Source organism: Streptomyces sp. AF1A (genome assembly GCF_047340315.1).
GTDB lineage: Bacteria > Actinomycetota > Actinomycetes > Streptomycetales > Streptomycetaceae > Streptomyces.
Genome location: NZ_JBLEBI010000077.1, coordinates 12,502 through 29,098 on the forward strand (window position 1 = coordinate 12,502; position 16,597 = coordinate 29,098).

Below are 16,597 nucleotides of genomic sequence, written 5' to 3' on the forward strand. Positions count from 1 at the left end.
CCGGCACCGCGGCTTCGGGCCGCCGGTTCCTGAACCCAGGGTTCCGAGCCCCTGGTTGAGCCCCCCGTTGCGACCTGTGTCCAACCCCCCGTTGGAACCACTGTCAGGCCGACATCAGCAGTCGTCCGCGCCTGGCGTACGCCAGGGCCTGCGGGGAGAGCACGGGGCGCGGGACCAGGATTCCGCAGTCCGTGCAGACAGGGCCGGAGGACGGCTCGTGGTCGAGGCCGTATCTCCACACGAGGCGTTCGCCGCCGCAGACCGGGCAGCCGGACCCCGGCTCCCGCTCCAGCGCGGCGATCAGCCTGCGCAGCACCTCGGCCAGCGGTTCGTCCGGATGGACCCGTGGATCGTCGCACCAGGCGACCCCGAAGCCGCCCCAGGTCAGCCGGTGCCAGTCGTCCACGCTGCCCGGCCGGCGCAGCCCGTCGTGCTTCTCCTTCCTGCGCCGCTCGGTGAACTCGGTCTCGTACGCGAGCCAGACCGAACGCGCCTCCTCCAGTTCCTCCAGTGCGGCCACGAGCCGCGCCGGGTCCGGGGAGCGGTCCTCGGGGCCGAACCCCGCTCGCGAGCACAGATGGTCCCACGTCGCCCGATGCCCGTAAGGGGCGAACTTCTCAAGGCACTTGCGCAGCGAGTACCGCCGCAGTGCCAGATCGCAGTCCGGATCGCGTACCTGTCTCGCCAGACTCCGGAAACCGGCCATCGCCCTGCACCTCCGTCACACCTGCACCTGTACTTCGGTCACTTCGGCGTCGTCGTACGGACGTCGCCGAATAGACGTATCGACAGGCGATTCGGCTCCATCTCTTCTCGATGCTGTTCCTGCGGACTCCAGAAAGTGACGCATGTTCATCTTCAAACTCGGGGATACCGGCGGTAACGTTCGCGCACCCCCGTCGCTAGGAGCTGCCATGCCACGGCGAACCCCACGCACCGCTCTCGACAGACTGAGAACGTCCCGCCGACTCCCCGGGTTCCTGAAGACCGCGTCGGTATGCGTCCTGATAGCCGGACTTCTCTCCCCGCTCACCCAGACGGCGGCGGCCGCGGCCGACGTTACCGCCTCCAACGACTATTGCGGTGGGCAGTGTTCGGACATCCTGCCGCCCGGCGAGAACGGCAACGCCACCCTCGCCCAGATCCTGCTCAACCAGCTCTTCGGCACCCAGCCCGCACACGCCGAGGACCAGCTCGGGCCCTATGCCAACCTGGCCACCGGCTACAAGGGCCTCACGGACGCCACGATCAACACCTTCTTCAACGACGCCTCGTTCGGCGTCCCGTCCGCCCAGGTCGCGTCCACCGAGAAGCCGGCCGGACGCGGTGACGTGACGATCGTCCGGGACAAGAAGACCGGTGTACCGCACATCACGGGTACCACCCGCTACGGCACCGAGTTCGGCGCCGGGTACGCGGCGGCCGAGGACCGGCTGTGGCTGATGGACGTCTTCCGCCACGTGGGCCGGGGCCAGCTGACCTCCTTCGCGGGCGGCGCCGCCGCCAACCAGGGCCTGGAGCAGGAGTTCTACCGCAACGCGCCCTACACCGAGGCCGACCTGCAGGCGCAGATCGACGGCGCGGTGGCCAGGAACGGCGCCCGCGGCCAGCAGGCGCTCGCGGACGTCCACGCCTACCTCGACGGCGTGAACGCGTACATCGACGCCTCCGACAGCGGCCGTTACTTCCCCGGCGAGTACGACCTCACCGGCCACAAGGACGCCGTCACCAACGCCGGCACCATCGACCACTTCAAGGTCACCGACCTGGTGGCGCTCGCCTCGGTCGTCGGCTCCCTGTTCGGCTCCGGCGGCGGCGGCGAGGTCAACAACGCCCTGTCCCTGCTCGCCGCCCAGGCCAAGTACGGCGTCGAGCAGGGCACCAGGGTCTGGGAGTCCTTCCGCGAGCGCAATGACCCCGAGGCCGTCCTCACCGTCCACGACGGCGAGAGCTTCCCGTACGCCACCAAGCCGGCCGACGCCCAGGGCGAGGCACTGCCCGACCTCGGCTCGGTGGCCCAGGAGCCCCTGGTGTACGACCGCACCGGCAGCGCCGCCACCACGGCCGCCAGGAACGCCTCCACGAGCGCGGCGAAGACCACTCTCAGCTCCGCGAAACGCGGCATGTCCAACGCCCTCGTGGTCAGCGGCAAGTACACCGCGAGCGGCCATCCGATCGCCGTCTTCGGGCCGCAGACCGGCTATTTCGCCCCGCAGCTGCTCATGCTCCAGGAGATCCAGGGCCCGGGCATCAGCGCCCGCGGCGCCTCCTTCGCGGGCCTGAGCATGTACGTCGAACTCGGCCGCGGCCAGGACTACTCCTGGAGCGCGACCACCTCCGGCCAGGACATCATCGACACCTACGCCGTAGAGCTGTGCCAGGACGACTACCACTACCTGTACCACGGCACCTGCACCGCGATGGACAAGGTGGAGCAGAAGAACTCCTGGAAGCCGACGCTCGCCGACGGCACCGCCGCGGGGTCGTACACGATGCGGGTGTGGCGGACGAAGTACGGGCCGGTGGAGTACCGGGCGACGGTGGGCGGACGGAAGGTCGCCTACACCTCCCTGCGCTCCTCCTACCTGCACGAGGCCGACTCGATCATCGGCTTCCAGATGCTGAACGACCCCGACTTCGTCAAGGGCCCCCAGGACTTCCAGGCCGCGGCCCAGCACATCAACTACACGTTCAACTGGTTCTACGCCGACTCCCGGCACACCGCCTACTACAACAGCGGCGACAACCCGGTCCGGGCCGCCGGCGTCGACGCGGAGTTCCCGGTGTGGGCACGGCCCGCGTACGAGTGGCGGAACTGGGACCCGGCCACCAACACGGCGGACTACACCCCGCCGTCCGCCCACCCCAACTCCGTCGACCAGGACTACTACGTCTCCTGGAACAACAAGCAGGCCGAGGACTACTCCGCCGCGGCCTGGGGCGACGGCTCCGTGCACCGCGGGAACCTGCTCGACGACCGGGTGCGCAGGCTGGTCGCGGCCGGCGGGGTGACCCGCTCCCAGCTGGTGCAGGCCATGGCGAACGCGGCCCTCGCCGACCTGCGCGCCGAGGACGTGCTGCCGAAGCTGCTGCGGGTGGTCGAATCCTCGCCGGTGACGGACTCCACGGCCGCCGCCGCGGTGAGCAGGCTCAAGGCGTGGCTGACCGCGGGCGCGGGCCGCACGGAGACCTCCGCCGGTTCGAAGACGTACGCCGACGCCGACGCGATCCGCATCCTGGACGCCTGGTGGCCGCTGCTGGTCAAGGCGGAGTTCGAGCCGGGCCTCGGCAGCGACCTGTACAGCGCCTTCACGGGCAACCTGCCGGTCGACGAGCCCCCGTCCGCCGGACACGGCCCGACCGGCTCGCACGCCGGAAGCTCCTTCCAGTTCGGCTGGTGGAGCTATGTCGACAAGGACATCCGGGCGGTGCTCGGCGAGAACGTGCGGGGCGGCCTCGCCGAGAGGTACTGCGGCGGCGGCAGCCTGAGCGCCTGCCGGGACATCCTGCTCAGCACCCTGAAGCAGGCGGCCGGCATGACCGCCGCCCAGGTCTACCCGGGCGACGACCAGTGCTCGGCCGGTGACCAGTGGTGCGCCGACTCGATCGTCCAGCGCACCCTGGGCGGCATCAAGCACGGCAGGATCAGCTGGCAGAACCGGCCCACCTTCCAGCAGGTCGTGGAGTACACCTCGCACCGGTGAACCGGGCCGGATGACAGGGGCGGCGGGTCAGGCGACACGGCCCGCCGCCAGCACCAGCCGCGCCAGTTCGGGGTGCACGATGTCGCTGTGCGCCCCGGACGGCGGGCCGCCGTGGCAGACGACCGAGGCCGCGTCGACGTTCACGCACCCCGACGCGGGCAGCTCCCCCGCCAGGGCCCGCGCGAGGTCCAGCCGGACGGTGCCCGGCACCGCCTGCACCCCGTCGTGGCCCATGGCACCCCACCGGGGGCCGAGCACCGCCGCGATCTCGTTGCCCACGCAGGACCGGTCGTCCCCCGACAGCCGCGAGGCCAGCGGATAGAACGTGCCGAGCGCCGAGTCGAAGTGCGAGTGGCAGCACACCAGTGGACCGTCGATCCGCCGCTGCCGGTCCTTGAGCGCGCCGGCCGCGCCCTGGTCGTGCGGCAGCCGCTCGGCGAAGGCGTAGTGCGAGAAGGCCCCCTGCAGCAGCGTCACGGACTTCACCGCGCGCACCCCGCCGGGCAGCCCGCGCAGCGCGAACGACACCAGCCGCCCGCCGAAGCTGTGCCCGACCAGATGCACCCGCACCCCGGGCGCTGCATCCGCCAACTGCCCGATCACCGGCCCGAGTCCGTGCTCCCCGACGGTCCCGGCCCGCCCCTTCATCGCGTAGTACGTCGCCTGCCGCAGCAGTTCCTTGGCGCCGTCCCACGGGTTGGGCAGGCTGAACCCCTGCGGGTCGTCCGGCGACCGGAGCGCGGCGAGCGCTCCGGCGAACTCGTCGCAGGCGGTCACCGGGTCCTCGCGGAACACGGCCGGCTCGCCCTGCTCGTCGGTGTCGGCCGCCGCGGGTCGCCCCGGCCCCTCCACGAGCATCCGCACCAGCCGCCCGAACTCCGTCAGCCCCGCGGTGCCGTCCGGCCGTTCGTCCAGCATGCGGGCCAGTTGGTCGACGACGCTCGCCCGGCCCGGAAAGGTCTTCAGCAGCGCGCGCCGGGTGTCCTTGTCCAGCGCCGGGCCGGGCGCCGCCTCCGCCTCCGTCGCCGCCACGGACTTCGGGAAGTCGGGAATCGGCTCGTCGCTGAAGCGCATCGACGGCCAGATCACCCCGACGTACCCGAGGCGCGCCCGGGGCGCGAGCCCCGGGAGCGGGGCGAAGAAGCGGCGGTACAGCGCGGTGGCGCCCGAGCGGTCGTTGTTCCAGCCGTGCGCGAAGACGATCAGGTCACGGACGCCGTGGCCCGTGACCTGCGCCACGAGGTGATCGCGTTCGGGCGGTTCCACGTCCCCGTCCGCGTCGAAGGTCAGCTCCCAGTAGGGAGTCACGCTCATCCCAGGATCCGCCATGCCAGGCTCCCTCGTCCGCCCTGAAACCATGCGCTTTGCGCGCATCGTCCTGCTTCGGGGCGAGGTTGACCAGCCACCGCGCGCATCACCCGTACAGGAGGTACTCCTCTCGGATCCGCCGGAACGCGGCCAGCTCCTCCCGCCAGGAGCCGGCCACCTCGTCGGTTCCCGCACCCGCGTCGATCATCGTGCGCACCCGGGTGGAGCCGGTGAGCTTGTCGATCCAGTCGTCCGACCGCCAGGCGAAGCCGTCCCACACCTTCTTCGCCGTCACCAGCAGCCCGATCCCGGTGCGCACGGGGTCGTAGGCGGCCCGGTCGTGCACGTGGATCTGCACCCCGCCCACGGTCCTGCCCTCGAACTTGGAGAACGTGGGCGCGAAGTACGCCTCACGGAACCGCACGCCGGGCAGCCCCAGTTCGTTCGCGGCGGCCGCCCAGCGGCCGTCGATGCCCTCGGCGCCGAGGAGTTCGAAGGGCCTGGTGGTGCCGCGCCCCTCCGAGAGGTTGGTGCCCTCGAACATGCAGGTGCCGGAGTACACGAGCGCCGTGTCCGCCGTGGGCATGTTGGGGCTCGGCGGCACCCAGGGCAGCCCGGAGGCGTCGTAGAAGTCCGTGCGCCGCCAGCCCGTCATCGGCACGGTCTCCAGCGGGACGGGCTCGGCGAGGAACTCCCCGTTGAAGAGCCGGGCCAGCTCGGCGACGGTCATCCCGTGCTCCTGCGCGATCGGCTGCCGGCCGACGAAACTGGCGAACTCCTTGTGCAGCACCGGGCCCTGTGCCTGGCGCCCGGTGACCGGGTTCGGGCGGTCCAGCACCACGAAGCGCTTGCCGGCGAGCTGGGCCGCCTCCATGCAGTCGTACAGCGTCCAGATGTAGGTGTAGAAGCGGGCGCCCACGTCCTGGATGTCGAAGACGATGGTGTCGACGCCGGAGGCGGTGAAGACGTCGGCGAGGGCCTGGCCGCTCTTGAGGTAGGTGTCGTAGACCGGCAGCCCCGTCGCCGGGTCGTCGTAGCGGCCCTCCGAGCCGCCGGCCTGGGCGGTGCCGCGAAAGCCGTGCTCCGGGCCGAAGACGGCCGTCAGCCGGACGCGGGGGTCGTCGTGCATGACGTCGACGATGTGGCGGACGTCCCTGGTGATGCCCGTGGGGTTGGTGACGATCCCCGTCGTGCGGCCCTTCAGGAGCGCGTAGCCGTCGGCCGCGAGCCGTTCGAACCCGGTGCGCAGGCGCGCGCGGTGTCCGGGTGCCGCCGGCGCGTGGTGGTCGGGTGCCGCCGGCACGGCCGCCATCGTGGCCGTCGCGAGCAGGGTCCGTCGGGACAGGTGCATGGGGTGACCTCCCGTGGGTGGTGAAGGTGCAGGCGTGTCGGGGTGCGCGCGTGGTTCCCTGTGCTCTAGAGGTTGGTGCGGCCGCCCTTCCTTCACACATACCGACCGGTTAGTCTGGGCCGGGTCACAGCCGATGCGCGCCGCGCGAAGTCGTGCCGAAGGAGACCGATGGTGGAAGCCGTGCAGGATGCGGGAGTGGTCGTCACCGGAGCGGGCGGTGGGATCGGGGCCGCGCTGGCCCGGCGGTTCGCCGCCGAGGGCGCCCGGGTCGTGGTGAACGACCTGGACGCCGGGAAGGCCAAGGCGGTCGCCGAGGAGATCGGCGCCGTCGCCGTCCCGGGCGACGCCTCCACGATCGTCGGCGAGGCACGGGAGGCGCTCGGCGGCACCGTGGACGTCTACTGCGCCAACGCCGGTGTCGCCTTCGAGGACGGGGCGGCCGACGCGCCGCTCGACGAGAGGTCCTGGGCGCTGTCCTGGGACGTCAACGTGATGGCGCACGTCCGCGCGGCCCACGCGCTGCTGCCGCACTGGCTGGAACGGGGCAGCGGCCGGTTCGTCGCCACCGTCTCGGCCGCCGGGCTGCTCACCATGATCGGCGCCCCCTCCTACAGCGTCACCAAGCACGGCGCCTACGCCTTCGCCGAGTGGCTGTCGCTGACGTACCGCCACCGGGGCCTGAAGGTGCACGCGATCTGCCCGCAGGGGGTGCGCACCGACATGCTGGCCGCCACCGGCAGCGCGGGCGACCTGGTGCTGCAGCCGAACGCGATCGAGCCGGAGGACGTGGCCGACGCCCTGTTCCGGGGCATCGAGGAGGACCGCTTCCTGATCCTGCCGCACCCGGAGGTCGGCGACTACTACCGGGCGCGGGCCGGCGAACCCGACCGCTGGCTGTCCGGCATGAACCACATCCAGCGCAGGTGGGAGGCGGCCCAGTGACCGAGTCCCGGTACGCGGCCAAGCCCTGGCTGGCCCTCCTCACCGACGCCCAGCGCGCCCCCGTCGACCCCGCCGACTCGCTGGTGCACGCCCTGCGCGCCGCGGTCGCCGAGGTCCCCGAGCGCACCTGCCTCGCCTATTTCGACGCCCGCCTGAGCTACCGCGAGGTGGACGAGCTGAGCGACTCCGTGGCCGGTCACCTCGCCGAGCGCGGGCTGCGCCGCGGCGACCGGGTCGCCGTGCTCCTGCAGAACTCCCCGCACTTCGTCCTCGCCGTGCTCGGCGCCTGGAAGGCGGGCGCGACCGTGGTGCCGGTCAACCCCATGTACAAGTCGGCCGAGGTCGCCCACGTCCTGCGGGACGGCGAGGTGGCCGCGCTGATCTGCTCCGGCCGGGCCTGGGAGGCGTACCTCAGGGACACGGCCGCCGACTCGCCGGTGCGGATCGTGCTCACCGGGTGCGAGCGGGACTTCCAGACGCGGGACGACGCGCGTGTGCTGACCTTCGAGCGGCTGCCCCAGGCCGCCGACGCCGACGACCTCGTGACCGTGGCCCGGCAGGGCGGCAAGGCGCCGCAGGGCCGTGATCCGCGGCCCGAGGACATCGCCCTGATCAGCTACACCTCGGGCACCAGCGGCACCCCCAAGGGCGCCACCAACACCCACCGCAACATCATGTACAACGCCGAGCGGCAGCGGACCGGGCTCACGCTGCCCGAGGCGCCCGTCTACTTCGCGCTCGCACCGCTGTTCCACATCACCGGCATGGTCTGCCAGTTCGGCGCCTGCCTGAACAGCGCGGGCACGCTGGTGCTGGCCTACCGCTTCGAGGCGGGCACCGTCCTGGACGCCTTCGCCGAGCACCGGCCGCACTTCACCGTCGGTCCCTCGACCGCCTTCATGGCGCTCGCGGCCCACCCCGCCGTGACGGCGGGCCACTTCTCGTCCTTCCGGATCATCTCCTCCGGCGGCGCCCCGCTGCCGCCGGCGCTGGTGGAGAAGTTCCGCGCCGGCTTCGGGCCGTACATCCGCAACGGCTACGGCCTGACCGAGTGCACCGCGCCCTGCGCCTCCGTGCCGCCCGGCTTGGAGGCGCCGGTCGACCCGGTCTCCGGGACGCTGGCCGTCGGCGTGCCCGGTCCCGACACGGTGGTGCGGATCGTCGACGACGAGGGCCGCGAGGTGCCGTTCGGCGAGCACGGTGAGATCGTCGTACGGGGTCCGCAGGTCGTCCCCGGCTACTGGCGCCGCCCGGACGCCACCGCCGAGACCTTCCCGGACGGCGAGCTGCGCACCGGCGACATCGGCTTCATGGACGAGCAGGGCTGGCTCTACGTGGTCGACCGCAAGAAGGACATGATCAACGCCTCGGGCTTCAAGGTGTGGCCGCGCGAGGTCGAGGACGTGCTGTACACCCACCCCGCGGTGCGCGAGGCGGCCGTCGTCGGTGTGCCGGACGGCTACCGCGGGGAGACCGTCAAGGCCTACATCAGCCTGCGTCCGGACGCCGTGGCGGACCCGGATGAACTGGCGGCGTACTGCAAGGAGAGACTGGCCGCCTACAAATACCCGCGGCAGGTGGAGATCCTGCCCGACTTGCCCAAGACGGCGAGTGGGAAGATCCTCCGTCGGGAACTGCGTTCCCGCCCGCACGACAGTCAGTGACATCACGGAAAGGCAGGTGGCGGCAGTGCCCAGGACGACGGAGGGTGACGGAGCTCCTGTTCCGCAGCGGCTCCTTGCCGCCGCCACCCGGCTCTTCGCCGAGCAGGGCTACGACCGCACCTCCGTGCAGGAGATCGTGGAGGCGGCGGGCGTCACCAAGGGGGCGCTCTACCACTACTTCGGCTCCAAGGACGACCTCCTGCACGAGGTGTACGCGCGCGTGCTGCGCGTCCAGCAGGAACGGCTGGACCACTACGCGGACATGGACGCGCCGGTTGAGGAGCGGCTCAGGGGCGCCGCGGCGGACGTGGTCGTCACGACCATCGACAACCTCGACGACGCGATGATCTTCTTCCGCTCCATGCACCACCTGAGCCCGGAGAAGAACAAGCAGGTGCGTGCCGAGCGCCGGCGCTACCACGAACGCTTCCGCGCGCTCATCGAGGAGGGCCAGAAGGCCGGAGTCTTCTCCACGGCGACCCCGGCCGACCTGGTCGTGGACTACCACTTCGGCTCGGTCCACCACCTGTCCACCTGGTACCGCCCCGACGGCCCCCTCACCCCGCAGCAGGTCGCCGACCACCTCGCCGACCTGCTGCTGCGGGCGCTGCGCCCGTGAGGTGAGCGACCAGCCCCGCGGCCGCCGGGTTCCGCGGCCGCGGGCCGTGTCCAGCGCGTACGACCGTGCGGCCGGGCTCGGGCTGCCGTACCCGCGCGCACGGCGGCCCGGCCCGCTCCCGATGGCCCGGGGCGCGAACGTCACCTCGATCCCCGCTCGCGCCGACTCGACCGGCAGCCCGGTCCGGGTCACGTCACACGTGACCCGGCGCTCGGGACGGCAGTGGGCGGCCAGGCGCCGGACCGCCGTCCCCAGGGGCGGCTACGGGAGGTACTTCTTCAGCTCCCGCCGCGCCAGCGACCGCTGGTGGACCTCGTCCGGGCCGTCCGCGAGCATCAGGGTGCGGGCGCCGGCGTAGAGCTCGGCCAGGGGGAAGTCCTGGCTCACGCCGCCGGCGCCGTGCAGCTGGATGGCGCGGTCCAGGATGCCGACCACCGCGCGGGGCGTGGCGATCTTGATGGCCTGGATCTCGGTGTGGGCGCCCCTGTTGCCGACGGTGTCCATCAGCCAGGCCGTCTTCAGCACCAGCAGCCGCAGCTGCTCGACGGTGACCCGGGCGTCGGCGATCCAGTTCTGCACCACGCCCTGCTGGGCCAGCGCCTTGCCGAACGCCGTCCGGGACACCGCCCGGCGGCACATCAGCTCGATCGCCCGCTCGGCCATGCCGATCAGCCGCATGCAGTGGTGGATCCGGCCGGGCCCGAGCCGCGCCTGGGCGATGGCGAAGCCGCCGCCCTCCTCGCCGATCAGGTTCGACACCGGCACGCGCGCGTGGTCGAAGACGACCTCGGCGTGGCCGCCGTGGTAGTGGTCCTCGTAGCCGAAGACCCGCATGGCGCGCCTGACGGTCACGCCCGGGGTGTCGCGCGGGACCAGCACCATGGACTGCTGGCGGCGGATGTCCGCCCCGTCCGGCGCCGTCTTGCCCATCACGATGAAGATCCTGCAGTCCGGGTTCATCGCCCCGGAGATGTACCACTTGCGACCGGTGATGACGTACTCGTCGCCGTCCCGCTCGATGTGCGTGGTGATGTTGGTGGCGTCCGAGGACGCCACCTCCGGCTCGGTCATGGCGAAGGCGGAGCGGATCTCACCGGCCAGCAGCGGCTCCAGCCACTGCTTCTTCTGCTGCTCGTTGCCGAACTGCGCCAGCACCTCCATGTTCCCGGTGTCCGGGGCCGCGCAGTTGAGGGCGGTGGGCGCGAGCTGCGGGGAGCGGCCGGTGATCTCGGCGAGCGGCGCGTACTGCAGGTTCGTCAGCCCGGCGCCGTACTCCTCGTCGGGCAGGAAGAGGTTCCACAGCCCCTGCTTGCGGGCCTCGGCCTTCAGCTCCTCGACCACGGCCGGGACGTCCCAGGGGGAGGCGAGCGCGGCCCGCTGCTCCTCGGCCACCGCCTCGGCGGGGTACACGTGCTCGTCCATGAAGGCGAGGAGCCTGGCGCGCAGCTCCTCGGTGCGCGCGTCGAACGCGAAGTCCATGACCGGTCAGCCTTCCTGAAGAGTGGTCAGTCCGTGGTCGATGAAGACGGGTACGAGGTCGCCGATGCGGTCGAAGCCGCGGCCGACCGTCTGGCCGAGCGTGTACCGGTAGTGGATGCCCTCCAGGATCACGGCGAGCTTGAACCAGGCGAACGCCGTGTACCAGGAGACGGCCGACACATCGCGCCCGGAGCGCTCGGCGTACCGCTCGATCAGCTCCTGCGGGGAGGGGTGCCCCGGCGCCTCGGCGGTGGTGGAGACGGGGGAGTGGGCCATGCCCAGCGGCCGGCTGTACATCACCAGCAGGCCGAGGTCGGTCAGCGGGTCGCCGAGCGTGGACATCTCCCAGTCGAGAATGGCCCTGATCCGGTCGTCGTCGCCGATCAGGACGTTGTCGAGCCGGTAGTCGCCGTGTACGACGGCCGGGGCGGGGGAGGCCGGCAGCGCGCGGCCGAGGGCGGCGTGCAGCTCCTCGATGCCGGGCAGGTCGCGGTTGCGGGAGGCGGCCAGCTGCTTGCCCCAGCGGCGCAGCTGCCGGTCCAGGAAGCCCTCCGGGCGGCCGAAGTCGGCGAGGCCCACCTCGGCGGGGTCCACGGCATGCAGCTCCACCAGCGTGTCCACCAGGGACAGCACCGCGTTCCGGGTGCGCTCGGCGCCCAGCGGGGCGAGCTGCTGGGCGGTGCGGTAGGGGGTGCCCTCGACGAACTCCATGACGTAGAACGGCGCCCCCAGCACCTCCTCGTCCTCCCACAGCAGCAGCGGGCGGGGGACCGGCACGGACGTCGGGTGCAGCGCGCTGATCACCCGGTGCTCGCGCTTCATGTCGTGCGCGGTGGCCAGCACATGGCCGAGCGGCGGCCGGCGCACGACCCACTTCGAGGTGCCGTCCGAGAGCGCGTAGGTGAGGTTCGACCGTCCGCCCTCGATCAGCCGTCCGCTCAGGGGGCCGCGCACCAGGCCGGGGCGCTCGCGCTCGAGCAGGGCACGCAGCCGGTCCAGGTCGAGTCCGGGCGGGTGGTCGGCGCTCATACATCACTCCTGCAGAACCGGGTGAACAAGACCCGACTCATGATGCCGACCGGTCGGTATGTAGTCCAGTGGGCGGCCCCAACCTGGCGGGAAACGTGACCGGAGCCACCATAGGCCGACGGCCCCCCGGCGCGCTGCCCCGGGGAGCCGCCGGCCCGCCGTCACCGCCTCAGTGGTCGTCCCAGTGGTTCTCGTGCTCGGCGTGGCGGTGCCCGTCGTGCAGGTAGTCGACGTGGTCGCCGTGGCGCACCTGGGCGTGCCCGCACTCGTCGTGGTGCACGTGCTCGTGACCCTCGTGCACGGTGTGCCCGGACGGCTCGCACTCGTCCCAGTGGCCGTCGTGCTCCCGGTGGAGATGGCCGTCGTGCGCGTAGTCGACGTGGTCGCCGTGGCGCACGGCCGTGTGCCCGCACTCCGGACCGTGGCTGTGCGTCCCGTGCTCGGCGTGTTCCTGGTGAAGGACCGTCATGCTGCTCACCTTCGGGGGTGCGGGGGTGTGGACGACGGACAGGTTACGCGCGCGAACGGTGCAAATAGGGGCATACCGGTTGCGTGGCGGGCGAGTACCCCGGAGCGTCGAGGGCATGAAGGGCATCAGCTACAACCGTTACGGCGGTCCCGAGGTTCTGGAGTACGGCGAGGTGCGCGACCCGAAGGTCGGCCCGGACCAGGTGCTGGTCAGGGTGCGCGCGGCGGCCGTCAACCCGGTCGACTGGAAGTGCCGCGAGGGCTACCTCGACTCCCTCCTCGACGCGGTCTTCCCGGTGATCCCCGGCTGGGACGTCAGCGGGGTGGTGGTCCGGCCCGGTGCAGCGGTCCCGGAGTTCTCCGCCGGCGACGAGGTGATCGGCTACGTCCGCGAGGACTTCCTCTCCCGGGGCACCTTCGCCGAGTACGTCGCCGCGCCCGTGCGCACGCTGGCCCGCAAGCCGCGCAACCTCTCCTTCGAGGAGGCCGCCGGTCTCCCGCTGGCCGGGCTCACCGCCTACCAGGTGCTGGTCAAGGCGCTGCAGGTCGGGCGCGGCGAGACCGTCCTGGTTCACGCGGCGGCCGGCGGGGTCGGCTCCCTGGCCGTCCAGATCGCCGCCCACCTCGGCGCCCGGGTCATCGGCACCGCGAGCGAACGCAACCACGAGTATGTGCGCGGCCTCGGCGGTGAACCGGTGACCTACGGCGAGGGCCTGGGTGAACGGGTGCGCGCGCAGGCCCCCGCAGGGGTGGACGCGGTCTTCGACACCATCGGCGGCGACACGCTGAAGACCTCAGCCAACCTGCTGGCCACGGAGGGCCGCATGGCCTCGATCGCCGATCCCGGGGTGGTCGGCTACGGCGGCCGCTACTGCTTCGTCCGCCCGGACACCGAGGACCTGACCCGGCTGACCGAATTGGCCGAACAGGGCGCCCTGCGCGTGCCCGTCCAGGAGACCTTCCCGCTGGAACGGACGGCGGACGCGCAGCGGCTGAACCGGGAGGGCCACACGCGCGGGAAGATCGTGGTCACGGTGGCCCCGGACGGCGCATGACGCCTGTGGGGCGAGACCCCAGGCCGGCGGGTGGAGCGAGACCCTCGGATCGCCCGCACAGCGCCGTCGCCACGGCGCTCGGCGCGCCTGAGGCGGGACCGTCAGACCACCAGCATCGCGGCGCAGAGCGCCAACGCCACCGCGCACAGCACGGCCGCCGTGGCGTGCCGGGGCGCGAGGGCCGGGGGGCGCGGACCGGTCGCGAGGGCCCGGATGCGCTGCTGAGCCACGCACAGGAACCCCAGCCACAGCGCGCAGCACAGCGCGCACACCAGGATCCCGGTGGCGGAGACCCCACCGTGCAGCGCGGCCTTCACGGCGAGTACGGCGGCGACGGCGGCCGAGAGCGTCGTACGCCGCCAGGCGAGGCGGGTGCGTTCGGGCTGGAGCCCCGGGTCCCGGCCGGCCGGCTCCGCGCCTGCCGTCACGACTCCCACCCTGCCAGCACCACCACGACCATCGCGACGGCCACCACGGCCACGACCAGGCTCAGCAGCGCCGGGAAGCGGGACGCGGGCAGGTCCTCGCCGCGCCGCATCGCCCGCTCGCAGCGCACCCAGTGGTTCACCGCCCGCAGTGAGCACAGCACACCGGCCGCCAGCAGCGCGAGCGCCAGCCCGACCCGCCAGGCCCAGCGCAGGTCCGGCAGGAACTGGTCCACCGCGAATCCGCCGCCGATCAGCGCGAGCGCGGTGCGCAGCCAGGCGAGGAAGGTGCGCTCGTTGGCCAGCGAGAAGCGGTAGTCGGGTGTGCCGCCCTCGGCCCGCACCTGCTCCGGCGCGAACCACAGCCGGACGTTTCGCACGAAGTCGCTCACGCGGCCGACCTTACCGGGGCCTCACCGGCCCGCCCTGAACGCCCTCAGCCGCTCGTACGCGGCCAGCCCGTCCGGCACCCACGTCCACTCGCCGAGCCGCCGTGCGACCTCGTCGTCGGTCAGGAAGCCGTGCCACTGGATCTCCTCCGCCTGCGGGCGCACGGGCAGCTCGCAGCGCACCTCGTACACCGCGGACCACCAGCTCTTGCCGGCCCCGTCGTCGTAGAGGAACTTGAACAGGTACGTCGGCCGGGGCAGACCGCTCACCCCCAGCTCCTCCTCGGCCTCCCGCAGCGCCGCCTCGTCGTAGGACTCGCCCGCGCCGACGACTCCGCCGACGAAGAGGTCGTACAGGGAGGGGAACACCAGCTTGCCGGCCGTGCGCCGGTGGACGAAGAGCCGCCCGGCCGTGTCCCGGGCCTGGACGAAGACGCAGCGGTGGCGCAGTCCGCGGGCGTACGCCTCGCCGCGCGGGCACTGGCCGACGACCCGGTCGTGCTCGTCGACGATGTCGAGGATCTCGTCAGCAGGGTTCATGGCGGTATCCAAGCAGGGGCTCCGCGCGGGCGGGTGCGGGGCCCCGCGGCTCAGCGCCGCTGCAGGTCCCGGGCCGACGGCTCCGCCTCCGGCGTGCCGCACGGCATCGCCGGGTGCGCCCCGAGCAGCACGATCCCCGCGACCACGGCGGCGAGCCCCACCGCCTCCCAGGCCAGCGCCCCGGTGTCGGTGTGCAGCCGGTCGCCGAGGAAGCCCACCCCGCACAGGATCCCGGCGAGCGGTTCGGCGGCGGTCAGCGCGGGCAGCGACATCCGCAGCGGAGCCGTCTCGAAGGCGCTCTGCACCAGGATCAGCCCGGTGACCCCGCACGCGACCACGCCGTACGGCTGCCAGCCCGTGAACAGCTCCGCGAAGCCGCCGTCGGAGAAGCGCGTGCCGCTCACCCGGGTCAGCGCGTCCTGCACGCCGTAGAGCAGCCCGGCGGCCAGCGCCAGCAGCACCGGGCCCCAGCTCAGCCGGGACCGCTTGGCGTAGGTGGTGAGCACCATGGCGCCGCCCACCATGGCGCCGATGATCACCCAGTGCCGCAGCGGGTCGGTGACGGCGCTGCCGCCGCGCGGCTGGCCCGCGACGATGAACGCGCTCACCCCGCCCGCGAGCAGCAGGAGACCCGCCCAACCCTGGCGGCCCAGGGGCTGTTCGGTCTGGTACCGGGACAGCGCGAGCGCGAACAGCAGATTGGTCGCGAGCAGCGGTTCGACCAGGGAGATCTCGCCCTTGCCGAGGGCGATCGCGCCCAGCACCATGCCGGCCACCATCAGGCCGAGCCCGCCCAGCCAGCGCGGCACCCGCATCAGGTCGAGCAGCAGCCGGAACGACAGGAAGTCGCTCAGCGGCGCCTGCTGAGCGGCGTTCTGCTGGAGCACGAACCCGAAGCCCAGACAGCACGCCGCGCTCACGGAGAGGAGGAGAACCAGAACGGACACGCTGCGTACCTCGATCATCCGGCCGGACCACGGACGCGTAGTCGCCGACTGTAGCGCTCCCGGAGCGGCATTGACCCGGAGAGTACCCGGAACCGGGGAGTCGACTCGCCATCGTGCTCCGGCCGGTCGCCCGGCGCCATGGCGTACGCCACAGGAATCCGGCCCGCGGCACCCGCCCACCGCCGTCCCCACCTGCGCGAAATTAATGCAACTCCCTTATGTAACAAGGTAGTTGAACTGCGCAACCGCCGGGTTCCGCTTGACGCAAACCTTGGCTGCGGGTTTGCTGTGCGTGATCGGTCGATGGCAGCCCGAGAAACAGGAAGTCCCGCGGTGCCCCCACTCCCACCCGTGCTCGGCGTTCGCCGGGCCCTCACGGACCAGCCCGGCGACACCGCCCCGGACGACTCCGCCGCCTTCGACGACACCCTCGGCGACGCGGAACTGCGCACCGCGCGCAGCGCGTTGGCCCAGGGCCGCCGGCAGGCCGCCCGCTCCTTACTGCTGCACACGGGTGACGACTGGGACCGCCGCGGCCACCGGCTGACCGTGCTCGCCCGGGAGCCGTACGCCGTCGCCTGGGCGAGTGACTGGCTCCAGGCCGAGCCCGCGTCCGCGGACGCCGCCGCGCTGTTCGCCCTGGCCCAGGTCCACCGTGCGCTGCGCGGCAAGGAGGA

Annotated in this window: 15 protein-coding genes and 1 pseudogene; 6 read left to right on the forward strand and 10 right to left on the reverse strand. The window is 72.3% G+C overall.

What is annotated here, in order from left to right; all coding sequences use genetic code 11:
- Nucleotides 1-103: 103 nt before the first annotated feature.
- The gene (locus ACLU3S_RS20840; protein WP_413953421.1) at nucleotides 104-706 is read right to left on the reverse strand and encodes a hypothetical protein; all 603 of its coding nucleotides are present in this window, start codon (nucleotides 704-706) and stop codon (nucleotides 104-106) included.
- A gap of 208 nt (nucleotides 707-914) precedes the next feature.
- Here ACLU3S_RS20840 and ACLU3S_RS20845 point away from each other — a divergent pair, with 208 nt between their 5' ends.
- A complete protein-coding gene (locus ACLU3S_RS20845) occupies nucleotides 915-3,704 on the forward strand; it encodes a penicillin acylase family protein (RefSeq protein WP_413953422.1) in 2,790 nt (929 codons plus the stop codon).
- Nucleotides 3,705-3,731: 27 nt separating this feature from the next.
- Here ACLU3S_RS20845 and ACLU3S_RS20850 read toward each other — a convergent pair whose 3' ends face one another.
- Both ACLU3S_RS20850 and ACLU3S_RS20855 read right to left on the reverse strand, forming a co-directional pair.
- Nucleotides 3,732-5,033 carry a serine-threonine protein kinase gene (locus tag ACLU3S_RS20850; RefSeq protein ID WP_413953423.1) on the reverse strand — a complete coding sequence of 434 codons (1,302 nt, stop codon included), beginning with the start codon at nucleotides 5,031-5,033 and terminating at the stop codon, nucleotides 3,732-3,734.
- Between the two features lie 85 nt (nucleotides 5,034-5,118).
- Nucleotides 5,119-6,363 carry an exo-beta-N-acetylmuramidase NamZ domain-containing protein gene (locus ACLU3S_RS20855; protein ID WP_413953424.1) on the reverse strand — a complete coding sequence of 415 codons (1,245 nt, stop codon included), beginning with the start codon at nucleotides 6,361-6,363 and terminating at the stop codon, nucleotides 5,119-5,121.
- Nucleotides 6,364-6,531: 168 nt separating this feature from the next.
- On the opposite strand from ACLU3S_RS20855, the gene ACLU3S_RS20860 reads away from it, so the two are divergent.
- The 3 genes from ACLU3S_RS20860 to ACLU3S_RS20870 are packed head-to-tail and all read left to right on the forward strand — an operon-like array spanning nucleotide 6,532 to nucleotide 9,588.
- Entirely contained in the window at nucleotides 6,532-7,305 is a 774-nt protein-coding gene (locus ACLU3S_RS20860) for an SDR family oxidoreductase (RefSeq protein ID WP_413953425.1), read from the forward strand.
- On the forward strand, nucleotides 7,302-8,969 hold the full coding sequence (locus ACLU3S_RS20865; RefSeq protein ID WP_413953426.1) for a long-chain-fatty-acid--CoA ligase: 1,668 nt from the start codon (nucleotides 7,302-7,304) through the stop codon (nucleotides 8,967-8,969). Before ACLU3S_RS20860 ends, ACLU3S_RS20865 begins: the two co-directional genes overlap by 4 nt.
- 25 nt (nucleotides 8,970-8,994) lie before the next feature.
- Entirely contained in the window at nucleotides 8,995-9,588 is a 594-nt protein-coding gene (locus ACLU3S_RS20870; protein ID WP_413953427.1) for a TetR/AcrR family transcriptional regulator, read from the forward strand.
- Nucleotides 9,589-9,849: 261 nt separating this feature from the next.
- On the opposite strand, the gene ACLU3S_RS20875 is transcribed toward ACLU3S_RS20870, so the two are convergent.
- The 3 genes from ACLU3S_RS20875 to ACLU3S_RS20885 form a co-directional block, all read right to left on the reverse strand.
- Entirely contained in the window at nucleotides 9,850-11,067 is a 1,218-nt protein-coding gene (locus ACLU3S_RS20875) for an acyl-CoA dehydrogenase family protein (RefSeq protein ID WP_413953428.1), read from the reverse strand.
- Nucleotides 11,068-11,073: 6 nt separating this feature from the next.
- Nucleotides 11,074-12,096 (reverse strand): phosphotransferase family protein, encoded by a 1,023-nt coding sequence (locus ACLU3S_RS20880; RefSeq protein WP_413953429.1) that lies wholly within the window; start codon nucleotides 12,094-12,096, stop codon nucleotides 11,074-11,076.
- 169 nt (nucleotides 12,097-12,265) lie between these two features.
- Nucleotides 12,266-12,565, reverse strand: coding sequence for a hypothetical protein (locus tag ACLU3S_RS20885; RefSeq protein WP_413953430.1), 300 nt, complete (start codon nucleotides 12,563-12,565; stop codon nucleotides 12,266-12,268).
- 115 nt (nucleotides 12,566-12,680) lie between these two features.
- Between ACLU3S_RS20885 and ACLU3S_RS20890 the strand changes: the two genes are divergently transcribed.
- Nucleotides 12,681-13,619 carry an NADP-dependent oxidoreductase gene (locus ACLU3S_RS20890; RefSeq protein ID WP_413953431.1) on the forward strand — a complete coding sequence of 313 codons (939 nt, stop codon included), beginning with the start codon at nucleotides 12,681-12,683 and terminating at the stop codon, nucleotides 13,617-13,619.
- Between the two features lie 101 nt (nucleotides 13,620-13,720).
- Here the strand turns inward: ACLU3S_RS20890 and ACLU3S_RS20895 are convergent, their stop codons facing one another.
- The 4 genes from ACLU3S_RS20895 to ACLU3S_RS20910 are packed head-to-tail and all read right to left on the reverse strand — an operon-like array spanning nucleotide 13,721 to nucleotide 15,920.
- Complete coding sequence (locus ACLU3S_RS20895; RefSeq protein WP_413953432.1) at nucleotides 13,721-14,047, reverse strand: DUF202 domain-containing protein; 327 nt, start codon at nucleotides 14,045-14,047, stop codon at nucleotides 13,721-13,723.
- A complete protein-coding gene (locus ACLU3S_RS20900; RefSeq protein WP_413953433.1) occupies nucleotides 14,044-14,436 on the reverse strand; it encodes a YidH family protein in 393 nt (130 codons plus the stop codon). The genes ACLU3S_RS20895 and ACLU3S_RS20900 overlap by 4 nt, the downstream gene beginning before the upstream one ends.
- A gap of 21 nt (nucleotides 14,437-14,457) precedes the next feature.
- Nucleotides 14,458-14,973: an NUDIX hydrolase gene (locus ACLU3S_RS20905; protein ID WP_413953434.1), complete on the reverse strand. Its 516-nt coding sequence runs from the start codon at nucleotides 14,971-14,973 to the stop codon at nucleotides 14,458-14,460.
- A 50-nt stretch (nucleotides 14,974-15,023) separates the two neighbouring features.
- A complete protein-coding gene (locus ACLU3S_RS20910) occupies nucleotides 15,024-15,920 on the reverse strand; it encodes a DMT family transporter (RefSeq protein ID WP_413953435.1) in 897 nt (298 codons plus the stop codon).
- Between the two features lie 333 nt (nucleotides 15,921-16,253).
- On the opposite strand from ACLU3S_RS20910, the pseudogene ACLU3S_RS20915 reads away from it, so the two are divergent.
- Nucleotides 16,254-16,597 (forward strand): annotated as a pseudogene (locus tag ACLU3S_RS20915) (hypothetical protein); the annotation flags it as partial.